21 protein-coding genes and 1 tRNA gene are annotated in these 22707 nt (G+C 60.3%); 15 read left to right on the forward strand and 7 right to left on the reverse strand.

The genetic code is table 11. From position 1 onward, the window contains the following. The first annotated feature begins 9 nt into the window (after positions 1-9). The 9 genes from A5760_RS07490 to A5760_RS26615 all read left to right on the forward strand — a co-directional run bounded on the left by A5760_RS07490 (position 10) and on the right by A5760_RS26615 (position 8485). Complete coding sequence (locus A5760_RS07490) at positions 10-1086, forward strand: hypothetical protein (protein ID WP_064879236.1); 1077 nt, start codon at positions 10-12, stop codon at positions 1084-1086. A gap of 84 nt (positions 1087-1170) precedes the next feature. Further along, positions 1171-2412, forward strand: coding sequence for an Nramp family divalent metal transporter (locus A5760_RS07495; protein ID WP_196772021.1), 1242 nt, complete (start codon positions 1171-1173; stop codon positions 2410-2412). Further along, the gene (locus tag A5760_RS07500; protein ID WP_064879240.1) at positions 2413-3486 is read left to right on the forward strand and encodes a poly-gamma-glutamate hydrolase family protein; all 1074 of its coding nucleotides are present in this window, start codon (positions 2413-2415) and stop codon (positions 3484-3486) included. It begins immediately after the preceding gene. Positions 3487-3493: 7 nt separating this feature from the next. Next, positions 3494-4318: an LLM class F420-dependent oxidoreductase gene (locus A5760_RS07505; RefSeq protein ID WP_082279378.1), complete on the forward strand. Its 825-nt coding sequence runs from the start codon at positions 3494-3496 to the stop codon at positions 4316-4318. 49 nt (positions 4319-4367) lie between these two features. After that, positions 4368-4440, forward strand: a tRNA-Arg gene (locus A5760_RS07510). Positions 4441-4754: 314 nt separating this feature from the next. Beyond that, positions 4755-4931: a helix-turn-helix domain-containing protein gene (locus A5760_RS26030; protein WP_082279379.1), complete on the forward strand. Its 177-nt coding sequence runs from the start codon at positions 4755-4757 to the stop codon at positions 4929-4931. A gap of 22 nt (positions 4932-4953) precedes the next feature. Continuing rightward, positions 4954-6648 carry a DNA methyltransferase gene (locus A5760_RS27550; RefSeq protein WP_064879244.1) on the forward strand — a complete coding sequence of 565 codons (1695 nt, stop codon included), beginning with the start codon at positions 4954-4956 and terminating at the stop codon, positions 6646-6648. A 16-nt stretch (positions 6649-6664) separates the two neighbouring features. Further along, entirely contained in the window at positions 6665-7501 is an 837-nt protein-coding gene (locus tag A5760_RS26605) for a hypothetical protein (protein ID WP_155764235.1), read from the forward strand. Between the two features lie 738 nt (positions 7502-8239). After that, positions 8240-8485 (forward strand): hypothetical protein, encoded by a 246-nt coding sequence (locus A5760_RS26615; RefSeq protein ID WP_155764237.1) that lies wholly within the window; start codon positions 8240-8242, stop codon positions 8483-8485. Positions 8486-8694: 209 nt separating this feature from the next. Here A5760_RS26615 and A5760_RS27555 read toward each other — a convergent pair whose 3' ends face one another. Both A5760_RS27555 and A5760_RS07525 read right to left on the reverse strand, forming a co-directional pair. Further along, entirely contained in the window at positions 8695-8820 is a 126-nt protein-coding gene (locus tag A5760_RS27555) for a hypothetical protein (protein WP_269198846.1), read from the reverse strand. Between the two features lie 301 nt (positions 8821-9121). Continuing rightward, on the reverse strand, positions 9122-10273 hold the full coding sequence (locus tag A5760_RS07525) for a hypothetical protein (protein WP_064879248.1): 1152 nt from the start codon (positions 10271-10273) through the stop codon (positions 9122-9124). A 538-nt stretch (positions 10274-10811) separates the two neighbouring features. On the opposite strand from A5760_RS07525, the gene A5760_RS26620 reads away from it, so the two are divergent. The 3 genes from A5760_RS26620 (at position 10812) to A5760_RS26625 (ending at position 15316) form a co-directional block, all read left to right on the forward strand. Next, entirely contained in the window at positions 10812-11516 is a 705-nt protein-coding gene (locus tag A5760_RS26620; protein WP_155764238.1) for a hypothetical protein, read from the forward strand. Between the two features lie 108 nt (positions 11517-11624). Continuing rightward, a complete protein-coding gene (locus A5760_RS07530; protein WP_082279380.1) occupies positions 11625-13751 on the forward strand; it encodes an AAA family ATPase in 2127 nt (708 codons plus the stop codon). 560 nt (positions 13752-14311) lie between these two features. Next, the gene (locus tag A5760_RS26625; protein ID WP_155764239.1) at positions 14312-15316 is read left to right on the forward strand and encodes a hypothetical protein; all 1005 of its coding nucleotides are present in this window, start codon (positions 14312-14314) and stop codon (positions 15314-15316) included. Between the two features lie 99 nt (positions 15317-15415). On the opposite strand, the gene A5760_RS07535 is transcribed toward A5760_RS26625, so the two are convergent. After that, a complete protein-coding gene (locus A5760_RS07535) occupies positions 15416-16552 on the reverse strand; it encodes a tyrosine-type recombinase/integrase (RefSeq protein ID WP_064879251.1) in 1137 nt (378 codons plus the stop codon). 361 nt (positions 16553-16913) lie between these two features. Next, the gene (locus tag A5760_RS07540; protein WP_155764241.1) at positions 16914-17141 is read right to left on the reverse strand and encodes a hypothetical protein; all 228 of its coding nucleotides are present in this window, start codon (positions 17139-17141) and stop codon (positions 16914-16916) included. 356 nt (positions 17142-17497) lie between these two features. On the opposite strand from A5760_RS07540, the gene A5760_RS07545 reads away from it, so the two are divergent. Next, positions 17498-17893: a hypothetical protein gene (locus A5760_RS07545; RefSeq protein WP_064879320.1), complete on the forward strand. Its 396-nt coding sequence runs from the start codon at positions 17498-17500 to the stop codon at positions 17891-17893. A 113-nt stretch (positions 17894-18006) separates the two neighbouring features. Further along, positions 18007-18300 (forward strand): hypothetical protein, encoded by a 294-nt coding sequence (locus tag A5760_RS07550; RefSeq protein WP_064879255.1) that lies wholly within the window; start codon positions 18007-18009, stop codon positions 18298-18300. A 31-nt stretch (positions 18301-18331) separates the two neighbouring features. Here the strand turns inward: A5760_RS07550 and A5760_RS07555 are convergent, their stop codons facing one another. Beyond that, positions 18332-19723, reverse strand: a complete 1392-nt coding sequence (locus tag A5760_RS07555) for a PPE family protein (protein WP_064879257.1) — start codon at positions 19721-19723, stop codon at positions 18332-18334. Between the two features lie 28 nt (positions 19724-19751). Further along, positions 19752-20978, reverse strand: a complete 1227-nt coding sequence (locus A5760_RS07560) for a PPE family protein (RefSeq protein ID WP_064879259.1) — start codon at positions 20976-20978, stop codon at positions 19752-19754. A 1027-nt stretch (positions 20979-22005) separates the two neighbouring features. Between A5760_RS07560 and A5760_RS26035 the strand changes: the two genes are divergently transcribed. Further along, on the forward strand, positions 22006-22221 hold the full coding sequence (locus tag A5760_RS26035) for a hypothetical protein (RefSeq protein ID WP_082279381.1): 216 nt from the start codon (positions 22006-22008) through the stop codon (positions 22219-22221). A 59-nt stretch (positions 22222-22280) separates the two neighbouring features. Here the strand turns inward: A5760_RS26035 and A5760_RS07565 are convergent, their stop codons facing one another. Continuing rightward, the gene (locus A5760_RS07565; protein ID WP_064879261.1) at positions 22281-22667 is read right to left on the reverse strand and encodes a hypothetical protein; all 387 of its coding nucleotides are present in this window, start codon (positions 22665-22667) and stop codon (positions 22281-22283) included. Positions 22668-22707 lie beyond the last annotated feature (40 nt).

Raw genomic sequence — 22707 nt, forward strand, 5'->3', positions numbered from 1 at the left:
GAGCACGTCATGCCCATCCCCGTCGTCCAATTGGGCACCGGCAACGTCGGTATCCACGCCCTGCGCGCGCTCATCACCAATCCGGAGTTCGACCTGAAGGGCGTCTGGGTGTCCTCGGACGCCAAGGCCGGCAAGGACGCGGCGGAGCTTGCGGGACTTAGCGAGTCGACCGGTGTGCTCGCCAGTACTGACCTGGATGCCGTGCTGGCCACCGGCCCGCAATGCGCCGTGTACAACGCACTGGCTGACAACCGGTTGCCCGAGGCGCTCGAGGACTACCGGCGCGTCCTGGCGGCGGGAATCAACATCGTCGGCAGCGGCCCGGTCTTCTTGCAGTACCCCTGGCAGGTCATCCCCGAGGAGCTCATCAAGCCGCTGGAAGACGCTGCGCAAGAAGGGAATTCGAGCCTCTACGTCAACGGTATCGATCCCGGCTTCGCCAACGATCTGCTGCCGCTGGCTCTGGCGGGTACCTGCCAGAGCATCCAGCAGATCCGGTGCATGGAGATCGTCGACTACGCCACGTATGACAGCGCCGCGGTCATGTTCGACGTGATGGGCTTCGGCAAGCCGCTAGACGAGCTTCCCATGCTGCTGCAGCCCGGCGTGCTCAGCCTGGCGTGGGGCTCGGTGATCCGCCAAATGGCTGCGGGTCTGGGCATTTCACTCGACGAGGTCACCCAGGACTACGTGCGCATCCCCGCCCCGGAAGATTTCGACATCGCCTCGGGCCATATCGCCAAGGGCACCGCCGCGGCGTTGCGCTTCGAGGTGTCCGGCATGGTCAACGGCGATCCCGTCGTCGTCCTCGAACACGTCACCCGGCTGCGCGAGGATCTGTGTCCGGAGTGGCCGCAGCCCGCGCAGGAGGGTGGCTCCTACCGCATCGAGATCACCGGCGAACCGTCTTATGCCATCGACGTCTGCCTGAGCAGCCGCAGGGGTGATCACAACCACGCCGGCCTGGTGGCCACCGCGATGCGCGTCGTCAACGCGATCCCCGCGGTGGTGGCCGCCCGGCCCGGCATCGTGACGACCTTGGACCTGCCGCTGGTCACCGGCAAGGGGCTCTACCTCCCGCAGTGAGGACTCGAGGGCGGGAAACGCCGTAGCCGCTGCGGGTTGCGCCGAGATGTTCGACTACCCTCACTTTCTTATTCGGTGAAGTGAATCGAGGTCGGCACGTTGGGGCAGCGCACCCAGGGCTCGCTCAAGGGCAACTGGTATTTGCTCGGGCCCGCGTTCGTCGCCGCGATCGCCTACGTCGACCCGGGAAACGTCGCCGCCAACGTCAGCGCCGGCTCGCAGTACGGCTACCTGCTGCTGTGGGTCATCGTCGTGGCCAACGTGCTGGCGGGCCTGGTGCAGTACCTGTCGGCGAAGCTGGGACTGGTCACCGGACGCTCCCTGCCCGCCACGATCGGCAAGCGGATGGGCCGCCCGGCGCGGCTGGTCTACTGGGCTCAGGCCGAACTCGTGGCCATCGCGACCGACGCGGCCGAGGTCGTCGGCGGGGCCATCGCCTTGCACATTCTGTTCAACCTGCCGCTGCTGGTCGGCGGGCTGATCACCGGTCTGGTGGCCCTGCTGCTGCTGGGGATTCAGGACCGGCGCGGGCAGATCATCTTCGAGCGGGTCATCACCGGCTTGCTGCTGGTCATCGCGATCGGGTTCGCGGCGAGCTTCTTCGTCAAGACGGCCCCGCCCGAGGAGATGCTCGGCGGGCTGATCCCCCGGTTCCGCGGCACCGAAAGCGTGCTGCTGGCGGCCGCCATCCTGGGCGCCACCGTGATGCCGCACGCGGTCTACATGCATTCCGGCTTGGTCCTGGACCGGCACGGGCATCCCGACGAGGGCTCACATCGGCGCCTGCTGCTGCGCGTCACCCGCTGGGACGTCGTGCTGGCGATGACGGTGGCCGGCACGGTGAACGCCGTGATGCTGGTGATCGCCGCCGTCAACCTGCAACACCGCGACGTCAGCGCCTCCATCGAGGGCGCCTACTCGGCGATTCACAACACGCTGGGCGCGACCATCGCGGTGCTGTTTGCGGTCGGGTTGCTCGCGTCGGGTCTGGCGTCGTCGTCGGTGGGCGCCTACGCCGGCGCCATGATCATGCAGGGATTGCTGCACCGGTCGATTCCGATGGTGGTGCGGCGGGTGGTCACCCTGGTGCCCGCGCTGGTGATCTTGGCGGTGGGATTCGACCCCACCCGCGCACTGGTGCTGTCGCAGGTGGTGTTGTCGTTCGGAATACCTTTTGCCGTGCTGCCTTTGATCAAGCTGACCAGCGATCGCGGGCTGATGGGCAGCGACACCAATCACCGCATCACGACGATCCTTGGCTGGGCCGTCGGCGTATTGATTAGTCTGCTTAACGTGGTGCTCATCTGGCTGACGGTGACCGGCTGAATGCCGGCCCTCCGGCACCTTTACTTCGCATACGGGTCGAACCTATGCGTCAGGCAGATGGCGCAACGCTGTCCCGACGCCGCGCATCCGCGGCCCGCCGTGCTGGCCGATCACGACTGGCTGATCAATCAGCGCGGCGTGGCCACCGTCGAACCACTCGCCGGTAACCAGGTGTATGGGGTGGTGTGGCGGATCTCCGACGGTGACCTGGCGACGCTGGACAGCGCCGAGGGGGTGCCGGTGCGCTACCGGCGCGACGAGATGACCGTGCACACCGCCGCCGGGCCGGCGCCGGCCTGGGTCTACATCGACCACCGCGTGACGCCGGGCCCGCCCAGACCGGGCTACCTGCCCAAGATCATCGACGGCGCCACGCAGCACGGGCTGCCGCAACGCTGGGTGGACTTCTTGCGCCGCTGGGACCCCGCCGGCTGGCCCCGCCCGAAGTCGTCGGCGTCCGGGCTTGGGCCACAGTCACTTTCGGTGTTGCTGAGCGAGCCCGGGGTTACCGAGATCAGCCAATTGCGTTCGCGTTTCGGCTTTTTGGCGATCCACGGTGGCGGGCTGGAAGAGATGACCGACGTGATCGCCGAGCGTGCCGCCGAGGCAGCCGGCGCCTCGGTGTACGTGATGCGCCATCCCAACGCCTATCCGCATCACCTGCCGTCGGCCCTGTTCGACCCGGCCGAGTCGCCGCGGCTCGCCGAGTTCCTCGACCATGTCGACGTCGCGGTGTCGCTGCACGGCTACGGCCGCGACGGTCGCAGCACCCAGCTGTTGGCGGGCGGGCGTAACCGGGCGCTGGCCGCTCACCTGGCCCGGCACATTCAGCTGGGCGGCTACCAAGTGATCACCGACCTCGATGAGATCCCGCCGGAATTGCGGGGCCTGCATCCGCGCAACCCGGTGAACCGGGTGCGGGACGGCGGAACCCAGCTGGAGCTCTCGGCCCGGGTCAGGGGGATCAGCCCGCGCAGCCCACTGCCGGATGATGACGGTTTGTCGTCGGTCACCAGCGCCCTGATTCACGGGTTGGCGGAGGCCGCCCGTAGTTGGTCAATGTCGGATCGTTGAACGGAGATTGTTGGTGGCCAAGGATTTTCGCTTTGGAATGAGCATGCGGTTCTTCAAGTCGCGCGAGGCACTGCTCGACAAGGCCAAGCGGGCTGAGGACGCAGGCTTCGACATTCTCTGTGTGCCCGACCATTTGGGTGCCGCGGCTCCGTTCCCGACGCTGACCGCGGTCGCGATGGTCACCACGACGCTGCGGCTGAGCATGTACGTGCTCAACTCGGCGTTCTACAAGCCGGCCCTGCTCAGCCGGGACATGCAGGGCCTGGATCTGCTCAGCGACGGCCGCCTCGAGATCGGGCTTGGCACCGGTTACGTCCGGGAAGAGTTCGAGGCCGCGGAGATCCCGTATCCCAGCGCCGGCGCCCGGGTCGACTACCTCGAGCACATGACGAAGTACCTGAAAGAGCACCACCCGTCGACGCCGCTCATCATCGCCGGCAATGGCGACCGGGTGCTGACCATCGCCGCCCGCAATGCCGACATCATCGGGCTGACCGGCTCCAAGGTGCGCGACGTCGAAGACCCGTTCGCCGAACGCGTCGAGTTCGTCCGCAAGGCGGCGGGAGACCGGTTCGACTCACTCGAGCTGAACCTGGCCATCACGGCGATGCCGCGGGACGGCGAGACCGAGCCCGACCTCAAGCTGACCCGCGCTTACTCGCCGGACCTGTCCGACGAACAGATCCTGTCCCAGCCCTCGGTACTGAGCGGTTCGCCCCGCGAGATCGCCGACACGCTGCTCGGATACCGCGAAAAGTACGGCGTGTCGTCCTTCACCGTGCAGGACAACAACATCGACAACTTCTCGAAGGTGATCGCCGAACTGCGCTGACCGCCGCGGCGATTTATCGGCGGGCGTACCGGTAAGCTCAGGCCGGTCCGCCCCCGTAGCTCAGGGGATAGAGCACGGCTCTCCTAAAGCCGGTGTCGCAGGTTCGAATCCTGCCGGGGGCACTTTGCCGTAAGCGCGTCATCGCAGTAAAACTGACTACTTCATAGTAGCTGATGATCCCGGCGTGTGATCCATGTGCTATCAACTTCCGGCAGGCGTAAGCCGAATCTGTTTGCTGCGCAAGCCTACTCGCGGGCCGAAACGCTCTGTTGCCATTTGGTGCCAACACGCATTAAGCTGCACCTATTCGGTTTACCAGAGCGCCGCATAGGGTGCTAATTCAAACCGCTAGAGCGTTGCCGCCAGATAGAACGCAGCTGATGCGTTAGGCACCAGAACGCTAGCCCTGATTCAACTGCGTTCAAAGGTGCCAGCCATGACCAAACAGCCCCGTCTGCTCTCGACTGTCCAAGCTGCCGACTATCTCGGCGTATCGACCAACACCATCCGCAACTACATCGCTCGCGGTTGGCTCACAGCTCAGCGAATCGGCCCAAAACTGCTCAAGTTTGATCCCGCTGACCTAGACCGCGTGGCGCAGCGAGTCAACTGAACCAACCGCCTACGCTGCTGGCGTGGACAAAAACCAGCTCTACTATGGCGACAACCTCGACGTACTGCGCAAGTACATCAAGGATGAATCCGTAGACCTGGTGTACCTTGACCCGCCGTTTAACAGCAACCGCAACTACTCGGTCATCTTCAACCGGAACGCTCAGTACGACAGTGAAGACAGCGCACAGATTGAAGCGTTCGAAGATACTTGGCATTGGACGCCGACCACTGACACTCACTTTGGTCAGTTCATCGAAGACGCACCGAATGAGGCCGCGGACGCTCTGACCGCGATGCATACCCTGCTGGGCGAAAACGACGCAATGGCGTATCTAACGAACATGGCACCGCGATTGCTTGAGCTTCACCGTGTCTTAAAGGCAACGGGATCCCTTTACCTACATTGTGATCCAACTATGAGCCATTATCTGAAGATTTTGTTAGATGCCATCTTTGACCCAAAGAATTTCAAAAGCGAAGTAATTTGGAAACGCACGAACTCGCATAATTCTGCGAAGCGCTGGGGCCCGCAGCACGACGTACTTTTATTTTATACAAAGGGCAGCACTTACACATGGAATCGCGTCTTCCAAGAATACGATCGGCAATACGTTGCGGAGAAGTTTGTTTGGAACGACGCAAGAGGCTTGTATCAAGATGTCGCGCTTACGGGACCTGGTGTCCGGCAGGGTGATTCAGGAAAACCTTGGCGTGGCGTAAACCCGACGAAGGGCGGTCGTCATTGGCAGCCGCCATCTCTCATGTATGACCTCTACGAGAAATTAACAGGCCAATCGCTCGCATCGCTGCCAATGCAGGAGCGGCTCGACAAGGCAGACGAACTCGGCCTGATACATTGGCCCAAGAAGGCAGACGGACAGCCTCGATTTAAGCAATTCCTTGATATTTCTCCTGGCACGCCAGCGCAAGATATCATCATCGATATTGATCCAATTAATTCTCAAGCGGCAGAACGACTCGGTTATCCCACTCAGAAGCCTCTCGCGTTAATGGAGCGAGTCATCAATGCGAGTAGCAACGAAGGGGACATAATTCTTGACCCCTTTTGCGGTTGCGGCACGACGGTCGACGCGGCGCAACGATTGAATCGCAAGTGGATCGGCATCGACATTACGTACTTCGCGATTGATTTGATCACGAAGCGGCTAAATGAGGTCTACAAGGACCACGTGCCACCGATTGAATCAACCTACGAAGTCAATGGCATTCCAAGGGATTTGGACGGCGCGCAGAAGTTGTTTGAGCGCAGCCACTTTGAATTTGAACGTTGGGCAGTCTCGCTAGTCGGCGCAAGGCCGAAGGCAAAACCGGGCGGCGACAAGGGAGTTGACGGCATCGGGCGATTCTTGCTGCCGGGAAAGAACGAACGTGGAAAGATCATCGTAAGTGTCAAGGGTGGAAATTACGGCCCGACTGACGTTCGTGATCTTAACGGCACGCTGATAACTCAAAATGCCGAGATGGGTGTGCTTGTCACACTTAAGCCGTCGACCAAAGGCGTGCGGGACGAAATCGCCCACGGCAAGACCTACAAGCATCCGTCAGTGCATGAACCGTTTGACCGTTTACAGCACATCACGATTGCCGAACTGCTAGAAGGCAAGCGGCCGCGATTGCCGCTGACCGATACCGAGACCCACATTCAAGCCGAAGCAATCAAGACGCCGAACAAGGATCAAGAGATGTTGTTCTGATGAGAAGGACCGAATCGTGCGTACAGATGCTTGGGCAGCTTTGGGATCATGCGTTACCGCTGTCGTTGCCATCGCGGCGGCGGGTTTTGCGGCGTGGCAAGTGTGGGAACTGCGCCAAACACGCGAAAGACAAACGCAGCCAAACGTTGTCGCATTCGTTAGGCCTAACGCCAAGGTCTACCAGTTCTTAGACTTGGTGGTTGCTAACTACGGTCTGACACCTGCGTATCACGTGAAGCTTAAATTTCCGCCGCTGACTGTTACGCCATATATGGGCATGACAGGCGATCAAGTCACCCAGTTGCACATACCCGACGAAATCGCCGTGTTGGCACCCGGTCAAGAGTGGCGGAATTTTTGGGATTCATCTATCAACCGCTACGACAAGCGTGACGAATTAGGTTCGCGCTTCGAAGGTTCCGTGAGCTTTGAAGACAGTCGAGGCAACAAGTTCGAAAACCCGTCAATCCTGGATTGGGACACACACTTTGACACAACGTTTGTCGGTGATAGCCCCGATGAATCCGCCAAAGAAATAGCGGGCAAGCTCTCTGATATCTCATCCGTTCTCAAGAGTTACAAGAGCGAACACGATGGAATCTGGATTTATCCGGTCCCTGTCGATGAAGAACGCGCATACCGCCAGGCCGAGGCACAGCGACGGAAAGCGCTGTCTGACCGTATGCACCAAATGATTCACGGTGCCCAACAACGCCATGCCCAAAAACAAGGCGACGACCAACCGCAGCCAGAACCGCCAGTACAGAACGCATCACCATCCGATCCGCCACCCGAAAACCCACCAGACCCACCCACTCAAAGCGGCCCCGAAGCCGACCAACAGGCCAAGTGAGCCTGGCAGGAACCAATACGGCGGCTTCTGCGTCCAAGCCGGTATGGATGAGATTGAACGCGCTGCGATCCGCGATGAGGGCTATAACCCTGATGACCCAAAGGTGGTCGCCGCGCTAGAGGCGGTCCGCGCAGAGCTGGCCGCGCTTAAGACAACACCCGCCCTGGTGGATAGCGTTCTACGTCCATCCGTACCGTTTGGCGATCTTCGCTAGCTCTGCCTCAAAGATGAGTCGGTTTCGCTCTGAGAGCCTGCCGTCAAGCTGGCACTCAAAGTCATGCCGCGCGGCCAGCACAGATTCGAAGCTGACGTTTGGATACTCGTCGGCTATGCGGTCTATCGCGTCTTGTGTCTCTCTCCACAAGCACGTAGGGCACTGATGCCACGTTTTGCCGAAAAAGATGGCCTGGCGCAGCTTGTGCTCAAACTCGGCGTGCGTCCGTTCAACAGTGAAGAACTCTTGGCTTGCCGACATACCTCCATTTTACCCGCTCTGACCAGGAAAAACCCATTGTGAACGGTCCCTGACCTGCGACAACGTAAGAACCATTCACCAGAGAACGATTTTGCCGCGTCACCTAGCCTCTGACGCCGGCCAGCTGTCAACGTCCCCGAGCGGGTGGCTCAGCCCCGGCAGCCAGCACCAGAGGGTAAGTCCGCACCAGTGCAGACCGCGCTTGACCTCCCCACCAGTGCGCAGGTGGCCCATTTGGCACAGACAAGTTCTAATCTGAGGTAATGAACCTCAAAGACAAAATCATCGCCGAACTACAAAAGTATCCGGAAAGCGCCGCAATCTCAGGCAGCCAACTAGCACAACAACTTTCGTGCAGCTATGGCGAAGTTCTCAGCGCGGCAAGAGAACTAGAAGCAGCGAGTCGCGAGCGCGGCAGTGAGTACATCGTCATTACAACTAACCAACGTGATGACAGAAGTATTGAACCACCAGACGAAATCTATCTTCACCTTTCCCCATCAGGATAACTCTTGCCATCAGCTCCGGTTACTCGCTCAGGTGGGGAATTTTCCCCAGCTTGCTTGGCAGCAGAAAACACACTAACGGCAGCCACTAGGCTTGTTTCTCAACCCAATGACTGCCGTTCGTGCTGGCGTGGGAAAGGGCGAAACCACACCATTTGGCAATCGGCTCTCGGTCCGCTGGTATCAGGCCGAACGCCAATGCGAGCCGAACACTAGCTCTTGCGAACCTTTTTCGGCTGTTTCTTGCGCGACGCGGCTGCTGCGCCAACCTTGCCGGCTTTCTTGCGAGCAGCCTTGGCGAACTTGCGCCGTGCTGCAAGCTGTTTCGCAGTAGCCATGTCTAACCTATGATCTTTCTGGCTCGTGGAGCCTTGCCGCGATATGGCCCACCTTCGCTAAACGGCAGTCTTCGAACGTAGGCCGGAACAAAGCCGAGTTCTGATGGCCCTCTTCCCTCTTCGTAAGCATCACAGTATCGCGGTTCTTCGGCGTACTGCGTTCGTCCGTAACTCATTGCGCCACCTGTTCATTCGTTGTGTTCTGTGGCTGTGCCGACTCAAGTGCTGCCCCAGCTTGTGCCAGGGCAACAACTACTTGAGTCAGGTTGTCAGCCAACCATTTTGAAGAATTCATCAGTCATCACATCGGGATGGACGGAACGTCATAGCTGCCGGTTGCCTTGATTTGGGTCACGGCTGCCGCTCCGCGGTGCCTCGTGCCCACACCGATGCAACGTGTCCAGAAACTTTCGAGCAGAGGGTAGGTGGGGTTATTTCCCGGTATCGTCCTTAAACCCTGATACGACGAGTTGGTGTGCTGGCGCACTGAAACCGCGTTGTTGGGGCTGTTCGGACCCTCAGTTGCGATAGTGGCGACGTAGCCCGCCGGAATGTACTGCGTCCTAACAATCCACAGCGGCCCATATGAACCATCGATTTTCAGACCGTTGTATTGAGCTGGCGCTTGCCTGCCGATGATCTGATCGGGCGTTAGCCAAGCAGGCGATCCAAGGCTAGGAATGAAGTCGTGTCGAGCAATGATGGAATTATTGTTTTCCTCACCAGCTTTGAAGCTTGAAACCTGCTCGGCCTCGACTTCGTTCATGAACGCAATCAACTGCGAGTTTGCAGCTACACCGTAGCCGTGCTCGGTAATCGTCTTGATTGAATCGTCCAGGTCGCCAGAGTCGATTATCTCACCTTGACTTACCAGGTAGTGAGAATGGTTGGCAGGGAACGTCTTTCCGAGGTACGGCGGCGGGATCATCCCATCTGTGCCGTTCCAGAGCCCGTAAACTGTGTGATTGAATTCGTTGTAGTCAGGCTCAGGATCAAACAAACGATTCATGATCAATCCATTGCAGAGTTTTGAATCCGCTGCAAGTGCGTAGTTGGTCACCGCGCGAATCTGCTCAGCAGTGCTGTCGCGCAAAAACTTCCACGAAAACCGTCCCGCCTTGTCGAAGTCAAGCAACGTGTTGCCTAGCAAGATTGCGTTGCCGGGAGCGCGGATGCTGACGGGCGAGCCGACTTCGGTTGCCTCTTCGAAGCTTTCATCTTCGATGGCTTGAGGCACCGCATCAGCGGCATTGATAGTTTGATGCGTCAAAAGCTGCGTAACAGACTCACGCTCGGAATTCCAGGCTTGGAGTACACCCTGTACCTCTGCCCACAGTTGGTTAACGTCAACGCCATCGGCGGTCGTATTGACAAGCGAGTCTGATTCCAGGTTTATACCCGAAGTGGAGCCAAAAGGTTGTTTTAGCCAGAGGGATTCACGTTGAGGCAACATTAGATTTCCTGTTCATTATGCGGTTAAACGGCAACCGTCCAGCGCTGCGAATTGCCAGGTAGGAGAGGCAATTACGCAGGCGACGGCGGCTTTTCCGCTGAGCAGGCCACCGCGCGGAGAACGCCTATGGGGAAGTCTTACAGGACTGGCACCATGCCCATATCCGCATTGTCCCTCTTGCGCGCGGCGAGTGCAAGCATATGCGGCGGCGAGTGCCATTGCGCCCCAACATTTCCCGCGTTATCCTGAATTGTCAGGCCGAGTTAGGCCGAAATCGCCTATCTGAGCGGTTATTTTAAATCCGAAAGGGATTCAATATGTCGCATTCTCCTGCGCCAGCAATCGAGAGCGAGTTTTTCGATAGGGCAGGCATCGTCGCCTATCTTCACTCAAAGGGTCTAAGACACATCACCGAACGCAGCGTAATTAGAGCTACCTACGAAGGCCGAAAGTTATTGAAATGCACTCGTATTGGTGCGCGCGTCTACTGGCACCGTTCTGATGTGGATGCCTGGATCGAAGCTCTTAGGCACTCCGCATGAGCTTTGATCCACTGACCTATGATCCGTTTGCCGGTTATGACGACAATCGAGAGATACATCACCGAATAAATCAGACGCGGGCCAGGCTAGGGCAATCCGTTGTCATGCCGGACAATTGGGCGCACATAGATAGGATGGCTCAAGACATCGCACAGGCCGATTCTGTGCAGATCAGCAAGCTTGACCGTGATCCTGACGCGCAACAGCTCGCGAAGGAAACAATTGATAACTATCGGTATCGTGTTGGATTTTCATTGAACAGCGTAGGTATGCGGGGCCACGAAGGTTCGACCGAGATCGATGAACACAGTGGGCTACAGTATGATTCGAAGTTTCCGCAGACAATGAACCGTCTGTACGCGATACTCGCAGGCGCGCCAGAGGCCCTGATTCCGCTGTCAGGCTTTTATACATGGGAAGATGTTGCCCGCGAGCGTCTTTCACGCTATAACCGCTGCGACGTTCGGTTACATAACGGCTGCAACGTCGAACACGCTGAGCAACGGTTTGCGATCAAATCAGGAGAATTTGTCTGCATCTACGCAAGCTGTGCTGCGTGCCGGGAGTGGTTCGAACTAGACAACTTTGAGCGGCGGATGACTCAGAAGCGCCAGATCATCGCTTTTGGAACAGATCAGGAATCATTCATAAATCCGAATCTGTCCACGGACGATGATGACGGCGATGATCCCTGGTCTTGAATCATGTTGTGCGCAAACAAGAGATACCGACAAGACTCATTCGTTAAGACTTGCCGGTATCTCAGTGGTCCGCGCCAATCCGTCCCGCAACAGAAGAGAACATGACCGATGCCGACTATACGCCAATGGCCTGGTGTCGCAAGCCTTTCGGTAAGCCATGCAGCGGTCCGGTACGCGCGAGCGGGTTTCTCGGTTGTACCGATTGACCCCAAGACGAAGAATGCCGGCAGTATCCTAGGCGTTGGTTGGCCGGCGAAATCGTCATGTGACGAATCAACCGTGGCTAGCTGGTGGGCCAGATACCCCAATGCGGGCATTGGTTTGCACACTGGCGCTAGCGAGATAGTTGCCTTCGACATTGATCTAGACGAGCTTCCCGATGAACTTCAGTGCCTACGGCAAGGCTTGATTCACTACACGCGCGCTAACACAGAATCAGAGCGCGGCCACTACATCTTTGCTTCTGATGTGCTCTATACATCTGGCGCTATCCAGCTAGTCGATGGCAAGGCCGGTGAGGTTCGCTCAGGCAACACCATCATCGTCGCCGAACCAACACCGCACACCAAAGGCGGTCGTTACCTGTGCCCCCGCCCTGGCGAGGTCCCAGAGCTGCCAGCTCAAGCTAGAGCGTTTGTTGTGCCAGCTCCCCCACGTGGCGATTCCGATGTCAAAGCGTTCTTTGCTGCCTATACAGGCAACGAAGGCGATAACCTCGCCTACTGCCTAGACCTAGCTACTAGCCGGTTTGAACGCCTGGTGGACGAAGGCGACAAAAACCGCCATGACGCGATGTTTGACGTCCTGTGTCTGGTGTTCAAAGAGGCACACGCTCAGGCGTACCCCGCCAAGGCCGGTGCCAAGGCACTGCTTCAAAAGTGGCACGAGGCTACCGCAGGCGATCCAAGCCACGATAGGCGCGAGTTCGACAGAATGATGCGCGATGCCGTAAGCCGCGCCAACGCTGATGACCCAATCAAACGCCGGGAAATCATGGCGCGAAGCTTCGGCACCGATACCCGCAAGGAACAAATAGATATGGACGAAGAGGTTGTATGGGTAGACGGCAAGGCTTACCCGTATCCCGGCGATGATGACGAAGGTTCAACCGATGGCGGCTTGCCGTGGGAAAAATTCGCCCTAACCTCAGCGAAGGAACTTGCGTCCAAGATAGACCCGGTGCGCTGGCTGGTCGGCGGTGTCTGGCCGGAAAAGTCCGCTGGCGGCGTCGCGGGCAAAAAGAAAACCTTCAAGACATGGAGTATGCATTCGCTAGGTATCTCGGTGGCTACGCAGTTGAATTACCTAGACGAGTTTCCGGTCTTTACGCCAGGTCCGGTGTTGTATCTAACTGGCGAAGGTGGACAAGACGAGTTTAAGAGCCGCCATCGTGCCATCGCAAAACGCTACGCTATCTCCGCAGATGATCTGAATGACCTACCCTTTTACGCGATGTTTCCAATTGCGCCGCTTGATGATTCAGAGTTCCTCGGCGCGCTCAAGCATCACTTGGATACGGTGCAGCCGGTTTTGGTCTGTATCGATCCGCTGTACGCATACCACCCGAAAGATGTTGAGGTAAGCAACGTGTACTCGCGGGGGCCGATGCTCGCGAAGGTACGTGAAATCATCGAGCCGTATGCAGCTCTGATCATTGGCGATCATATCAACAAGTCGGCAGATGACAGCCGTCTAGACCTAGATGACATCGGTTTTAGCGGCATGAGTCAGTGGGTCGACTCTTGGAGCTTGCAGCGCCACCGCGAAAAATTTCAGACGTTTGGTGCGGACAGCTTCGCGAAGCTGGAAGTCGAATACGGCACGCGCCGTGCGGGTTCCATGCGCTATGACGTCGATTGGCACCTAACGCGAGATATGAGCGACCCTCACGTCATCGTGTGGGATACCTGCGATTGGGTGGTCAAGAAGCCGAATCCGGTTGCCAGCGCCAAACTTAATGTGCTTATCAACGAAGGCGAAGCCATCCGCGCGTTGCAAGACTATGTAGACCGCAACCCAACGACCAACAAAACCAACGCTACAAACAAGCTTCCGGAAGCATTCAGCGGTCTTTCGCGCGACGACTGGCGCGACCTGTGGGACAAGGCAATTCGCGAAGAATACTTGGTAAGCGTGAAAATTCGGGAAGAACGACCGTATCGGGATTCGACACGGCTGTATGAAATAGTGCGATTCAAACGTGGCCGCGAAGTCGGCACAGGCGGTCAAAGGTGAACTCAGCAAACGGATTTGGCCCGATTTACGCTGGTCAGCCGCATAGTGTGCCGCAGAGTGTACCGGTAGTTTGCTGTCACACTACGCGGCACGAAACGCGGCCCGCATCACATCTCGTGAAAATAGGTGATTACCTGCAAAAAGATGCAACGCGGCCCCCGCATAGTGTGATTCTGGCGAGCATTGCCCCGCACGGCTGCAAAGGCACTACTGCCATGCAGTGCGGGAGCTTAGGGCGGAGTGTGACCGCAGAGTGTGGAGCTAGCAAACGAACCGGGCCAGAAGTGGGCCCACTAAACATATTGTGAATCAACACGATTGATTGAAAGAGGTTGAATGAAACGTAGTGATACACAACAGATTCTGCGAGCGGTAATAGTAGAAGTAGACGTAGACCGCACACGGGTAAGGATTCAATGCCCATACCACAAAGGCCAACGCGGACATACACATTGGGTGAACTTGTCGAGTTTGACTAACGCCGACAAGATTTTGCTTCGCGCAGCCTGCAAAGCTACTAACGAAGATTGTTTCTACGAAATAGATTTGAAGGTGAAATGATGGATGCTAAGCGCAGGCGCGCTGAATACAAGCGCCAACGAACAGTTGCTATCAAGATGATGCGTGACGCTGGAATGAGCGAAGAAGAGATACAGGCGGAATTGTTGAAACTTCGCGAAGCGCTTGGAATTTCGGCTAGTGAACCTAACGATAATCTTCCGGCTGTCATTGATAAGCCAGTGGGTAACCTATCGGGTGAAAAAGCTATGAAATCGCCTGCGTCGCACGAACCGGCGTCCGATTCTCAAAAGGCAAGTGATTCAAGACCTTCGAACGGCCGAGATTGGACGAATTCTGCTGTGCCGCAACGTCGTTGCAAGGCTCACAAAAAAGACGGCTCGCAGTGCAGCAACCCAGCGATTCGGGGCGGAACCGTTTGCAGGTTTCACGGTGGAGCGGCCAAACACGTCAAGATGGCTGCTCGTGCTCGTTTAGAGAACGCAGCCGACCGCATGGCAAAAGAGTTGCTAGGCATGGCAATTGATCCCGATATCTCAGCGGCGGTCAAGCTAGCTGCGATTCGTGACGCTTTGGACCGCGCTGGCCTCAAAGCACCGAATGAGGTTGTGCTGAGCCAAGGTACAGCACCTTACGAAGAGATATTCGATTCCATCTCTAGCGAGCGGCCTGATTCTGGCACCAATCATGCTGATAGCAAACGTGCTTCGGCAGATTGGCCGTTGTTCGATGAGCAGGCGGAATCAATTGCAGGACAACCCAATTCGTATGATTACGAAGCCCCGCCGGCCTCGGCGGAGTCCGACTCTGGCAATCCCCGCGACCCCGCGCCCCGAGGTTATGAATCCGACCGCCTGAGCGCCACGGAGCAAGCCGAACAACAGCGCGGCGATAGGCAATACCGGCGACCCCGACCCGCTGGCCCAGAGGGGCGCTCAGAGGCTTTCCACATCACCGGCGATGATGCCTACCGGGTAGCCAACCAGGTCAACCGCGACATTGGCGCTCTAAAAGCCCTGCCACCAGGGCGAACGGCAAGCTGGTAGCACGCTGATAGCACGAACGGCACAGATATGGCCTTGACCAGCAAGCCCCGGCAGGTTAAATACCTGCGACACCGATAGCGGATGATTCAAAGCTGGTGATTAGCTTGCCTTTTGGACGGTTTCAGCCATCTTAGACAGCCTATCGGCCAAGTGCGTCATTCGGCTAGCTGTCGCCGCTGTGTAGCGCATAGACATGGTTGGCGTTGAATGACCCAGAAACAAAGCTATCTCGGTTGGGCTTGCGCCAGCGTGGGCCATCATCGTTGCGCCGAAGTGCCGCAGGTCATGGATTCGAACCTTTTCCCTGCCAGCATCTTTCAAGGCCGGTTTGTACCAAGTCTTTGCAAATACCTGGTCGTTGACGTGGCAACCGCCCATAAACGGTTTGAACAGCAAGGCGTCTCTTTGGCTTTCGACGTGCTGCGCTAGGTGATCTTCAACCGATCGGCGCAAGCTGGCCGGAATCGAGACATAACGGACGTTGCCTGATTTGGTCGTATCGATTCGGCACTTGCCTACGTGGGTCACAGCGCGCGAAATGGTGATCTGGTCGCGATTGGCGTTGATATCGCTTCGGCGCAGCTCGGTTGCTTCACCCCACCGCAGGCCGCACCAGGCCGAGAGCAGAACCAAGAGCTTGAATCGTTCCGGCATGGCATCGGCAACCGCGTTTAGCTCGTCAACGGCCAAAATCTCCGGTTCGCGCTTGCGCTTGGTTGTCATCGCCCCGTCAATCTGGCAAGGGTTGCGAACCAGCAAGCCGTCTTTGACGGCTACGTTGCACACCATGTTCAAAAGGCTGTAAGCGTGGCGCTTGGTCGTGTCGCCATCTAGCCGCGCGTACCACGCTCTGATCGCTTCGGCGTTCAATTCGCGCAGCGGGATGATGCCTAACCGCTCTTGGACGTGGTTGGTCCACAGAGAGTTATAGAGGCTTCGCGTGGTTTCTTTGGTTTTACGCTCTTCGATCACTTGCTTGCCGTAATCGCCTAGAAGCAACACAGCGGCCTTACCTTCGTCGCGGCGCTGCTCGGGAGATTTCCACGTCTCCCCTGTCATCCGGCAACGATCTAGATAGTTCTTTTCGTTGGCTAGCCAACCTTCGGCGTTGAGCTTGGTGTCAAACGTTCCGGCAGCTTTGTAGCGCGTGCCGTCTTTGAGGTAAGACGCCTGGTACTTGCCGCTTGGCAGCTTTCGAAGCCAGCCCCAATTTCTGTGACCTTTGGTTGCGGGCATCACACCACCCGCCTTGGTGGATCAAGCTTCGTCGGATCGCCCATCTTTGGCCCCTGTAGATTCATTACGCCGAATTGATTACTTGCATACCTGCCGATTAGCTGCGCTGATGGGCTGGAGTGCTATCAACATGTTATCAAGGTTGGCCGGAGCTGGTGTGTGTTGGTATCAACTGAGTTCGCCTTTTGGCACGTAATCCGTTGTAGCACACCATAATTGCTGGTCGCGCCGTTGAGTCAGCCGTCCAGGTTGCGCAGGTTCGAATCCTGCCGGGGGCACGTCAGAGATGTTTTTCTCGGCTTAGCGCGGTCACGCCGGGCACCCCGACGAGGTTCTCAGTTCCGCGTCAATCCCGCCGGCCCTAGGCGACCGCGCTCGCGTCGCCCTCCTCGACTTCCGTGCACACCAGGGGCAGCGCTGCCGTGAGCCGCTCGAATTGGCAGTCGTGGCATAACACCACATCAATCCCGGGCAACCGCCGGATTACAGAATTTGCTTTGGTGGCCACTCGTTGGCAATGACCGCACTTCAGATACGCGGCAGAGTGTTCGATGATGCGGGATGCGACGAGGGCGGTGGGGTCGACCATGAATTGATCCTCCACCATGCCTCTTGTCATCTGCTGAGAGGCAAGCCAGCAATCTCCCAAGAATCTGTTAGGAATCTGCTGAGCGCGGCGGCCCAGCGGGCCCCGGTCCTCAATCGCAGGATAGTAGGCACACGAGTTTGCCATCTCGCCGTGCGGCGGACGTTGATGCGGCTGCGATGGCGAAACCCGTTGCGCGACACCGGCTGACGGTACCCAACGGCAACCTGGGGTAACTACCGACTCCAAAGTCGGCTTCGCGGGTCCAAATCCTGCCAACGCGGCACTTCGACGTCTCCGGCATGCGGCCGATCGCGTAAGGGGTGTGCATCGACGGCTCGCCGGAAGAGGATGGTCCCATGACCACCAGATCGAACAGTGCCCTCATCCCGACATTCGCCGCACTGCGCTTCGCCACCGGCGTGGCCTCATGGGCGGCCCCGATCAGAGCTGCCCGCCTGTTTGGACTGGGTTCTGCCAAACAGCAACCCCTTCTCACCCAGCTCTTCGGGTCTCGCGAATTGACGCTGGCCCTGGCCGTCGCGGATCCCACATCACCGCGGCTGCGCACCCGCGCATTGCAACTTGGGCTGCTCACCGACGCCCTGGACATTGTCGCGACCCTGCGCGGCATCCGACACGAGACGCTGCGACCGGTCGGTGCGATCGTGACCGGTGGCGGCGCGGCGGTGTTCCTCGGCATGGGCCTTACCGCCCTGGCGAACCAGAAACGCGTCGCCGCCTCGACTCCATAAGCGGTAGTGAGTTGGGTCACCTCGGTCCCCGGCACGGGCAGCCTTTCGGCCGCTCAGGTGTTGCAAATTGCGGTCACTAGTTCAGAAGGTGGCCCTCACTCAGCGAGGCTGACATGCGGCAGACCATCATTCGCCAACGCTCCGATGCCCGTTTCCCCATAGCCGAGACGCTGTGGGTCATAGCGGGCACCATCCTGCTGCTCGCCCTAGGAGACGTCGTGATCGTGTTGGCCCTCGCGCTGGCCGCCGTGGCCCTCACGGCAGCGTGGTGGATCCGTCGTACCGCCGGGCGTCGCGCACTGGGCAGCGAGGTGACGCTGGCTTCCGTGTCTCGCCTGCCGACCGGGAGCCGCGCGCCGAAGAAGGCGTCGGCGCAAGCGCTCTGGCATCGCCACAGCGCCGCGTAGGCGCCGCCGTTTCACCCCGGCCGACGCGTCGTCATCCCCAGGTGGCCCGCGGCGGCGTGGCCTTGGATTTGTCGGCCGAGGACAGGTGCACGGCGTGCACGCCCGGCTTCTTGGCCAGCTGATCCAAAAGGCTTTCCAGATGCGCCTTGTCGGTGTGCCAGTGCTGCACCGCCTCGGGCGCCTGCTGCAATTCCGCCAGGACGGTCTTGAGCTTGTCCGGGGTTTTGCCTTCGTTATCCGACGGGCGGCGGCCCGAACCTCGCACCGCGCCTGCGCTGAATCCGCGGGGCACGCCACCGCCGAGCGCGCTGCCGGCCAAGGCCGCCAAGGCCATCTCGCCCGAGAGGCCACTCGCGGCAGCCGCGACCGTCGGCGCGGCGCCAGCGCTGGTGTACTCCAACACGGTGGCGGCGAGCTTGACCCCGGGACCGGCCGCGGCCCAGCCCGGCGGCACGGACAACGCCCCGGCGAGACCCGCGCTGCCGGCACTCGCCGATACGGCAGACGCGCCGGCCGCGCCCGCCGCCTGCGTGCTCGAACCCAGCGAGGCGAACAGCGGTCCCTCCAGTTCGACCGCCGTATCGCTCCACGTCCGCGCCGTCGCCACCATGCCCAGGCTGATGCTCAGCAACGTGTCGTTGACCGGACGGAGGGCCTTGGTGACGAACTCGACGTTCGCGGCGATCCTCGCCAACGGTGTGGAATTCAGGTTGTTCAGCCACGTCGCCAATGAAGACGCCTGCGACGACGGATCGGCCGCGGGAGACGCGGCGGGCGATGCGAGGCCTTGCAGGGTTCGCGGGGTCGTCGACATCAGCTGCGACAAGGCCGACTGCGCGTTGGTGGGCGCCGTGCCGGCGGCTTGGGCGACCGCCCCGGATTGACCAGCCGCTCCAACTGGATTGGTGGTTTGCGGCGCCGGGTTGAACGGCGACATCTGCGCGGCGGTCGCCGAGGAACCGGCGTAGCCGTACATCGCGGCGGCGTCCTGCGCCCACATCTGCCCGTACTCCGCCTCGGTGGCCGCGATCGCGGCGGTGTTCTGGCCGAACACGTTGGTCGCCACCAGCGATGCCGCCTGACGACGGTTTTCGGCGATCGAGACCGGGGGCACGGTCACCAGGAACGCGGTCTCATAGGCCGCCGCCGCCGCTCTGGCTTGGGCGGCGGCCCGCTCGGCCTGCGCGCCGGTGGCGCCCATCCACTCCACGTACGGCGCCGCCGCGGCCGCCATCGCCACCGACGACGCACCCTGCCAGCCGCTGGCCAGGTTCGAGATCACCGACTCGTACGCTGCGGACGCAGAATAAAGCTGGGCGGCCAATCCATCCCATGCCGATGCCGCGGCCAACATCGAGCCCGAGCCGGGCCCGGCGTACATCCGGCCGGAGTTGATTTCCGGCGGTAAGGCTCCAAAATCCATTGCTGCTCCTTGGTATTGGCGATCGCGGCTATTCCTGCGCGTCGTCGGCGTTGATGACGATGATCGTGGCGGTGGTCGCCGCCCGTCCGAATGCGCTGCCCCCGACGCCCATTCCGTGAGCAGAACCACCACCGGCGGCGGCCACGGCGCGCCCGGCCAGGCCGGATGCGGCCATGTTGCCGAACAGCGACCCCTGCGCCTCCGTGGCGACGGCGGCCGGGGCACCGGCAAAAGCGGCCTGCGGCAACACCGCGGCGACCGAGCGGATTTCCGGTGCCGCCGCGGCCCATCCCTGCGGCACGGACAAACGACCGACGACACCGGCACGGCCGATGCCCGTTGATGTTCCGGCGCCGGCGGGCGCCGTCGAGCGCACAACCCGCGTCTCCGAACCCGGGCCGCTGCCGAGCTGGCCCAGCTTCGACCTGTCCCTGTCGAGTCGTTGTCTGGCGCTGTTCACGTTGGCCACGTTCTGGGGAACCAGGTAGCTTTCGACACCCAGCAGGTACGGGCTGCCCCCAATGCCATACAACGAGACGGGCCCCAACGGACCCGTGAAGGCCGAGTCGAACGCAGATAGCAGCGACGGATCAGCGGCGGTGGGCGTGGTCAGGCTCTGCAGCGATTGCGGCACGGCCGACATCAATTGCGGCAGTGCGGTTTGCGTGTTCGTCGCGACAGAGCCACCGGTCGCGTGCACGACGGCAGCGGCTTGTACCGCCGACCCGCCTGGGTTGGTGGTCTGCGGCGGCTGGCCGAATGGGGTTATTTGTGCGGCGGTTGCCGACGAGCCGGCGTAGCCGTACATTGCCGCGGCATCCTGCGCCCACATTTCGGCGTACCGCGCTTCGGTGGCCATGATCGCCGGAGTGTTCTGGCCCAAGAAATTGGTGGCGACCAGCGCCATCAATTGCGCTCGGTTGGCCGCTATGACCGGCGGTGGCACCGTTGCGAGGAATGCGATCTCATAGGCCGCCGCCGCCGCCCTCGCCTGATTGGCGGTTTGCTCAGCTTGGATGGCGGTCGCGCTCATCCATGCCGTATACGGTGCCTCGGCGGCCACCATGATGCCCGATGATGGACCCTGCCACGCGCCGGTCAAGTTTGAGATCACCGACTCATACGATGCCGCCGCGGAGTGCAGCTCGGCGGCCAACGCATCCCATGCCGCCGCGGCAGCCAGCATCGGCCCCGACCCGGCGCCGACGTACATTCGGCCTGAGTTGACTTCTGGCGGCAAGCCTCCGAAATCCATTGCTATACCTCGTGATTAATTGGGCAACGGTCGCGCTCAGGCCGCCCGCCGCATTCTTTTACCTGTCTGCTCAACCACACCGCTGGTTCTCGTGCCCGGGTTCACAGACCTGATGTGTCCCTGTCATCCAGGATTGCCGCCTCATCAGCGCGGCTATTCGTTTGCATGCTGCCGACAGGCGTTGTCACACATGACTGTTCGCTGAATCGCGCGCCACGCTGACGCCCGTGGCTGCGGGTGGCAGGGCGAAAGGCTGTGCAACTTGCTCGTGGGCTCCGGCATTCTTGGCCGTTGAGCGCGCCTATCGGTGTGCGCGTGAACGCGACATCGTCGGCACCCATACGGTCCGGCCGGCTCGGTCCGAGGGACTGCAGCCGCTGCCGTCAATGATTTCGACCTGCGGGTCGGAGGCTAGGATCCCCTGTTGCGCCACGGGCGATGCCGCCGTCGCTGCAGATAGGATTCGACACGGCGACTATGGCGATCAGCGATGACTTCGATTGCACGCCAGCTATCTTGGCGGTCTTGCGCACCCACGGGAGCGGTCATGCCGCGTAGTGCGGCCAGGCACGCCCCCGCTGCAGACGCAGAGGGTGAACCCGCGTCGAGAGACCTCATTGCAATGCTCCTGCACGGCGCCGCCACTGCCGCAACGGACTCCCCACCTACCAGTAGATGATCAAGCGATCCTACTTTTCGTGTTTACGTCCTGTCCACTTCCTGTTCGTTACTTGTGTACACGACCGCCTGATTTCTCAGTACGCGTCCATTGCGGTGGACGACCTGTTCGGATTCCGGATCATCACGGCGCCGGCGAGGGAGTAGGTGCGCCAGGTCTGCTCGCAACTCGGCGGCCACGCCCTGGCGCGGGCGGTCGGTCCGCGTTCCGAAAACGCGTGATTGACCGACGCCGGCGGTAGAAAGTCAGACCCCACAAAGTGCGGAAAAGAGGACTAACATCTACACCGTGCGTGTGAGGGAAGAAACGTAGCGCCCGTCGCTTCGTAGGGCATAAGCCGAGCCTGCGATGCGGAAGCTAGTCGCGACACTGATAGCCGTTGGGGCCGTGACGCTCAGCGGGGCTGTCGCCCGCGCCGAGAACCAGCAGCCACCGCCTCCTCCCGCGCCCTCGTTCTACACACCGAAGTGCCTGAGTTTCGATGCCAATCCGCCGGCACACTGGAACTACCTGCCCTGCGGTTGGACGACGGACGGCAAGCGGTGGATTCCGCCGCCGCCGTAGCCGATACCCCCTGACACAGACCGGCAACGGTGGCCGCGTGAAAAGCCGTCAGCCGCTGGCTAACTGGCTTTGAGGTGGCCGCCTCCCCGGCAGCTAACGCCGCAGACGCCCGCATCCCCCCGGGCGTCTGCGAGCGAAAGCGCCTGGTCGATCGGAACACCACTGCAGTCCAGGCCGTTGACCACGAGGCCCAGGCTGACCAGGCCGTCGGCGCGGCTGCCTTCGATGCACACCTCGATGTCTCGGAGCCCCGGCCTTCCCACTGTCCAGAAGTCCGGCCGGTGGCCGTCGAACACCGTATGGGTGTCCGCACCGTCGACCCCCTCCCGTCGGGAGAGCTCACCCGCCGACGACATGGGCACGTCGTCGGGCAACGCCGCGGCCGCGAGAGGAGTGAGCGGGTCGGCGAGGCCGCAACAATTGTCGTGATACTCCAAGGCGATCATCGTCGCCCTCCTCTCACTCGGCCATCATTGTTCGACGGCA

It is taken from the genome of Mycobacterium colombiense, assembly GCF_001665835.1.
Lineage (GTDB): Bacteria > Actinomycetota > Actinomycetes > Mycobacteriales > Mycobacteriaceae > Mycobacterium > Mycobacterium colombiense_A.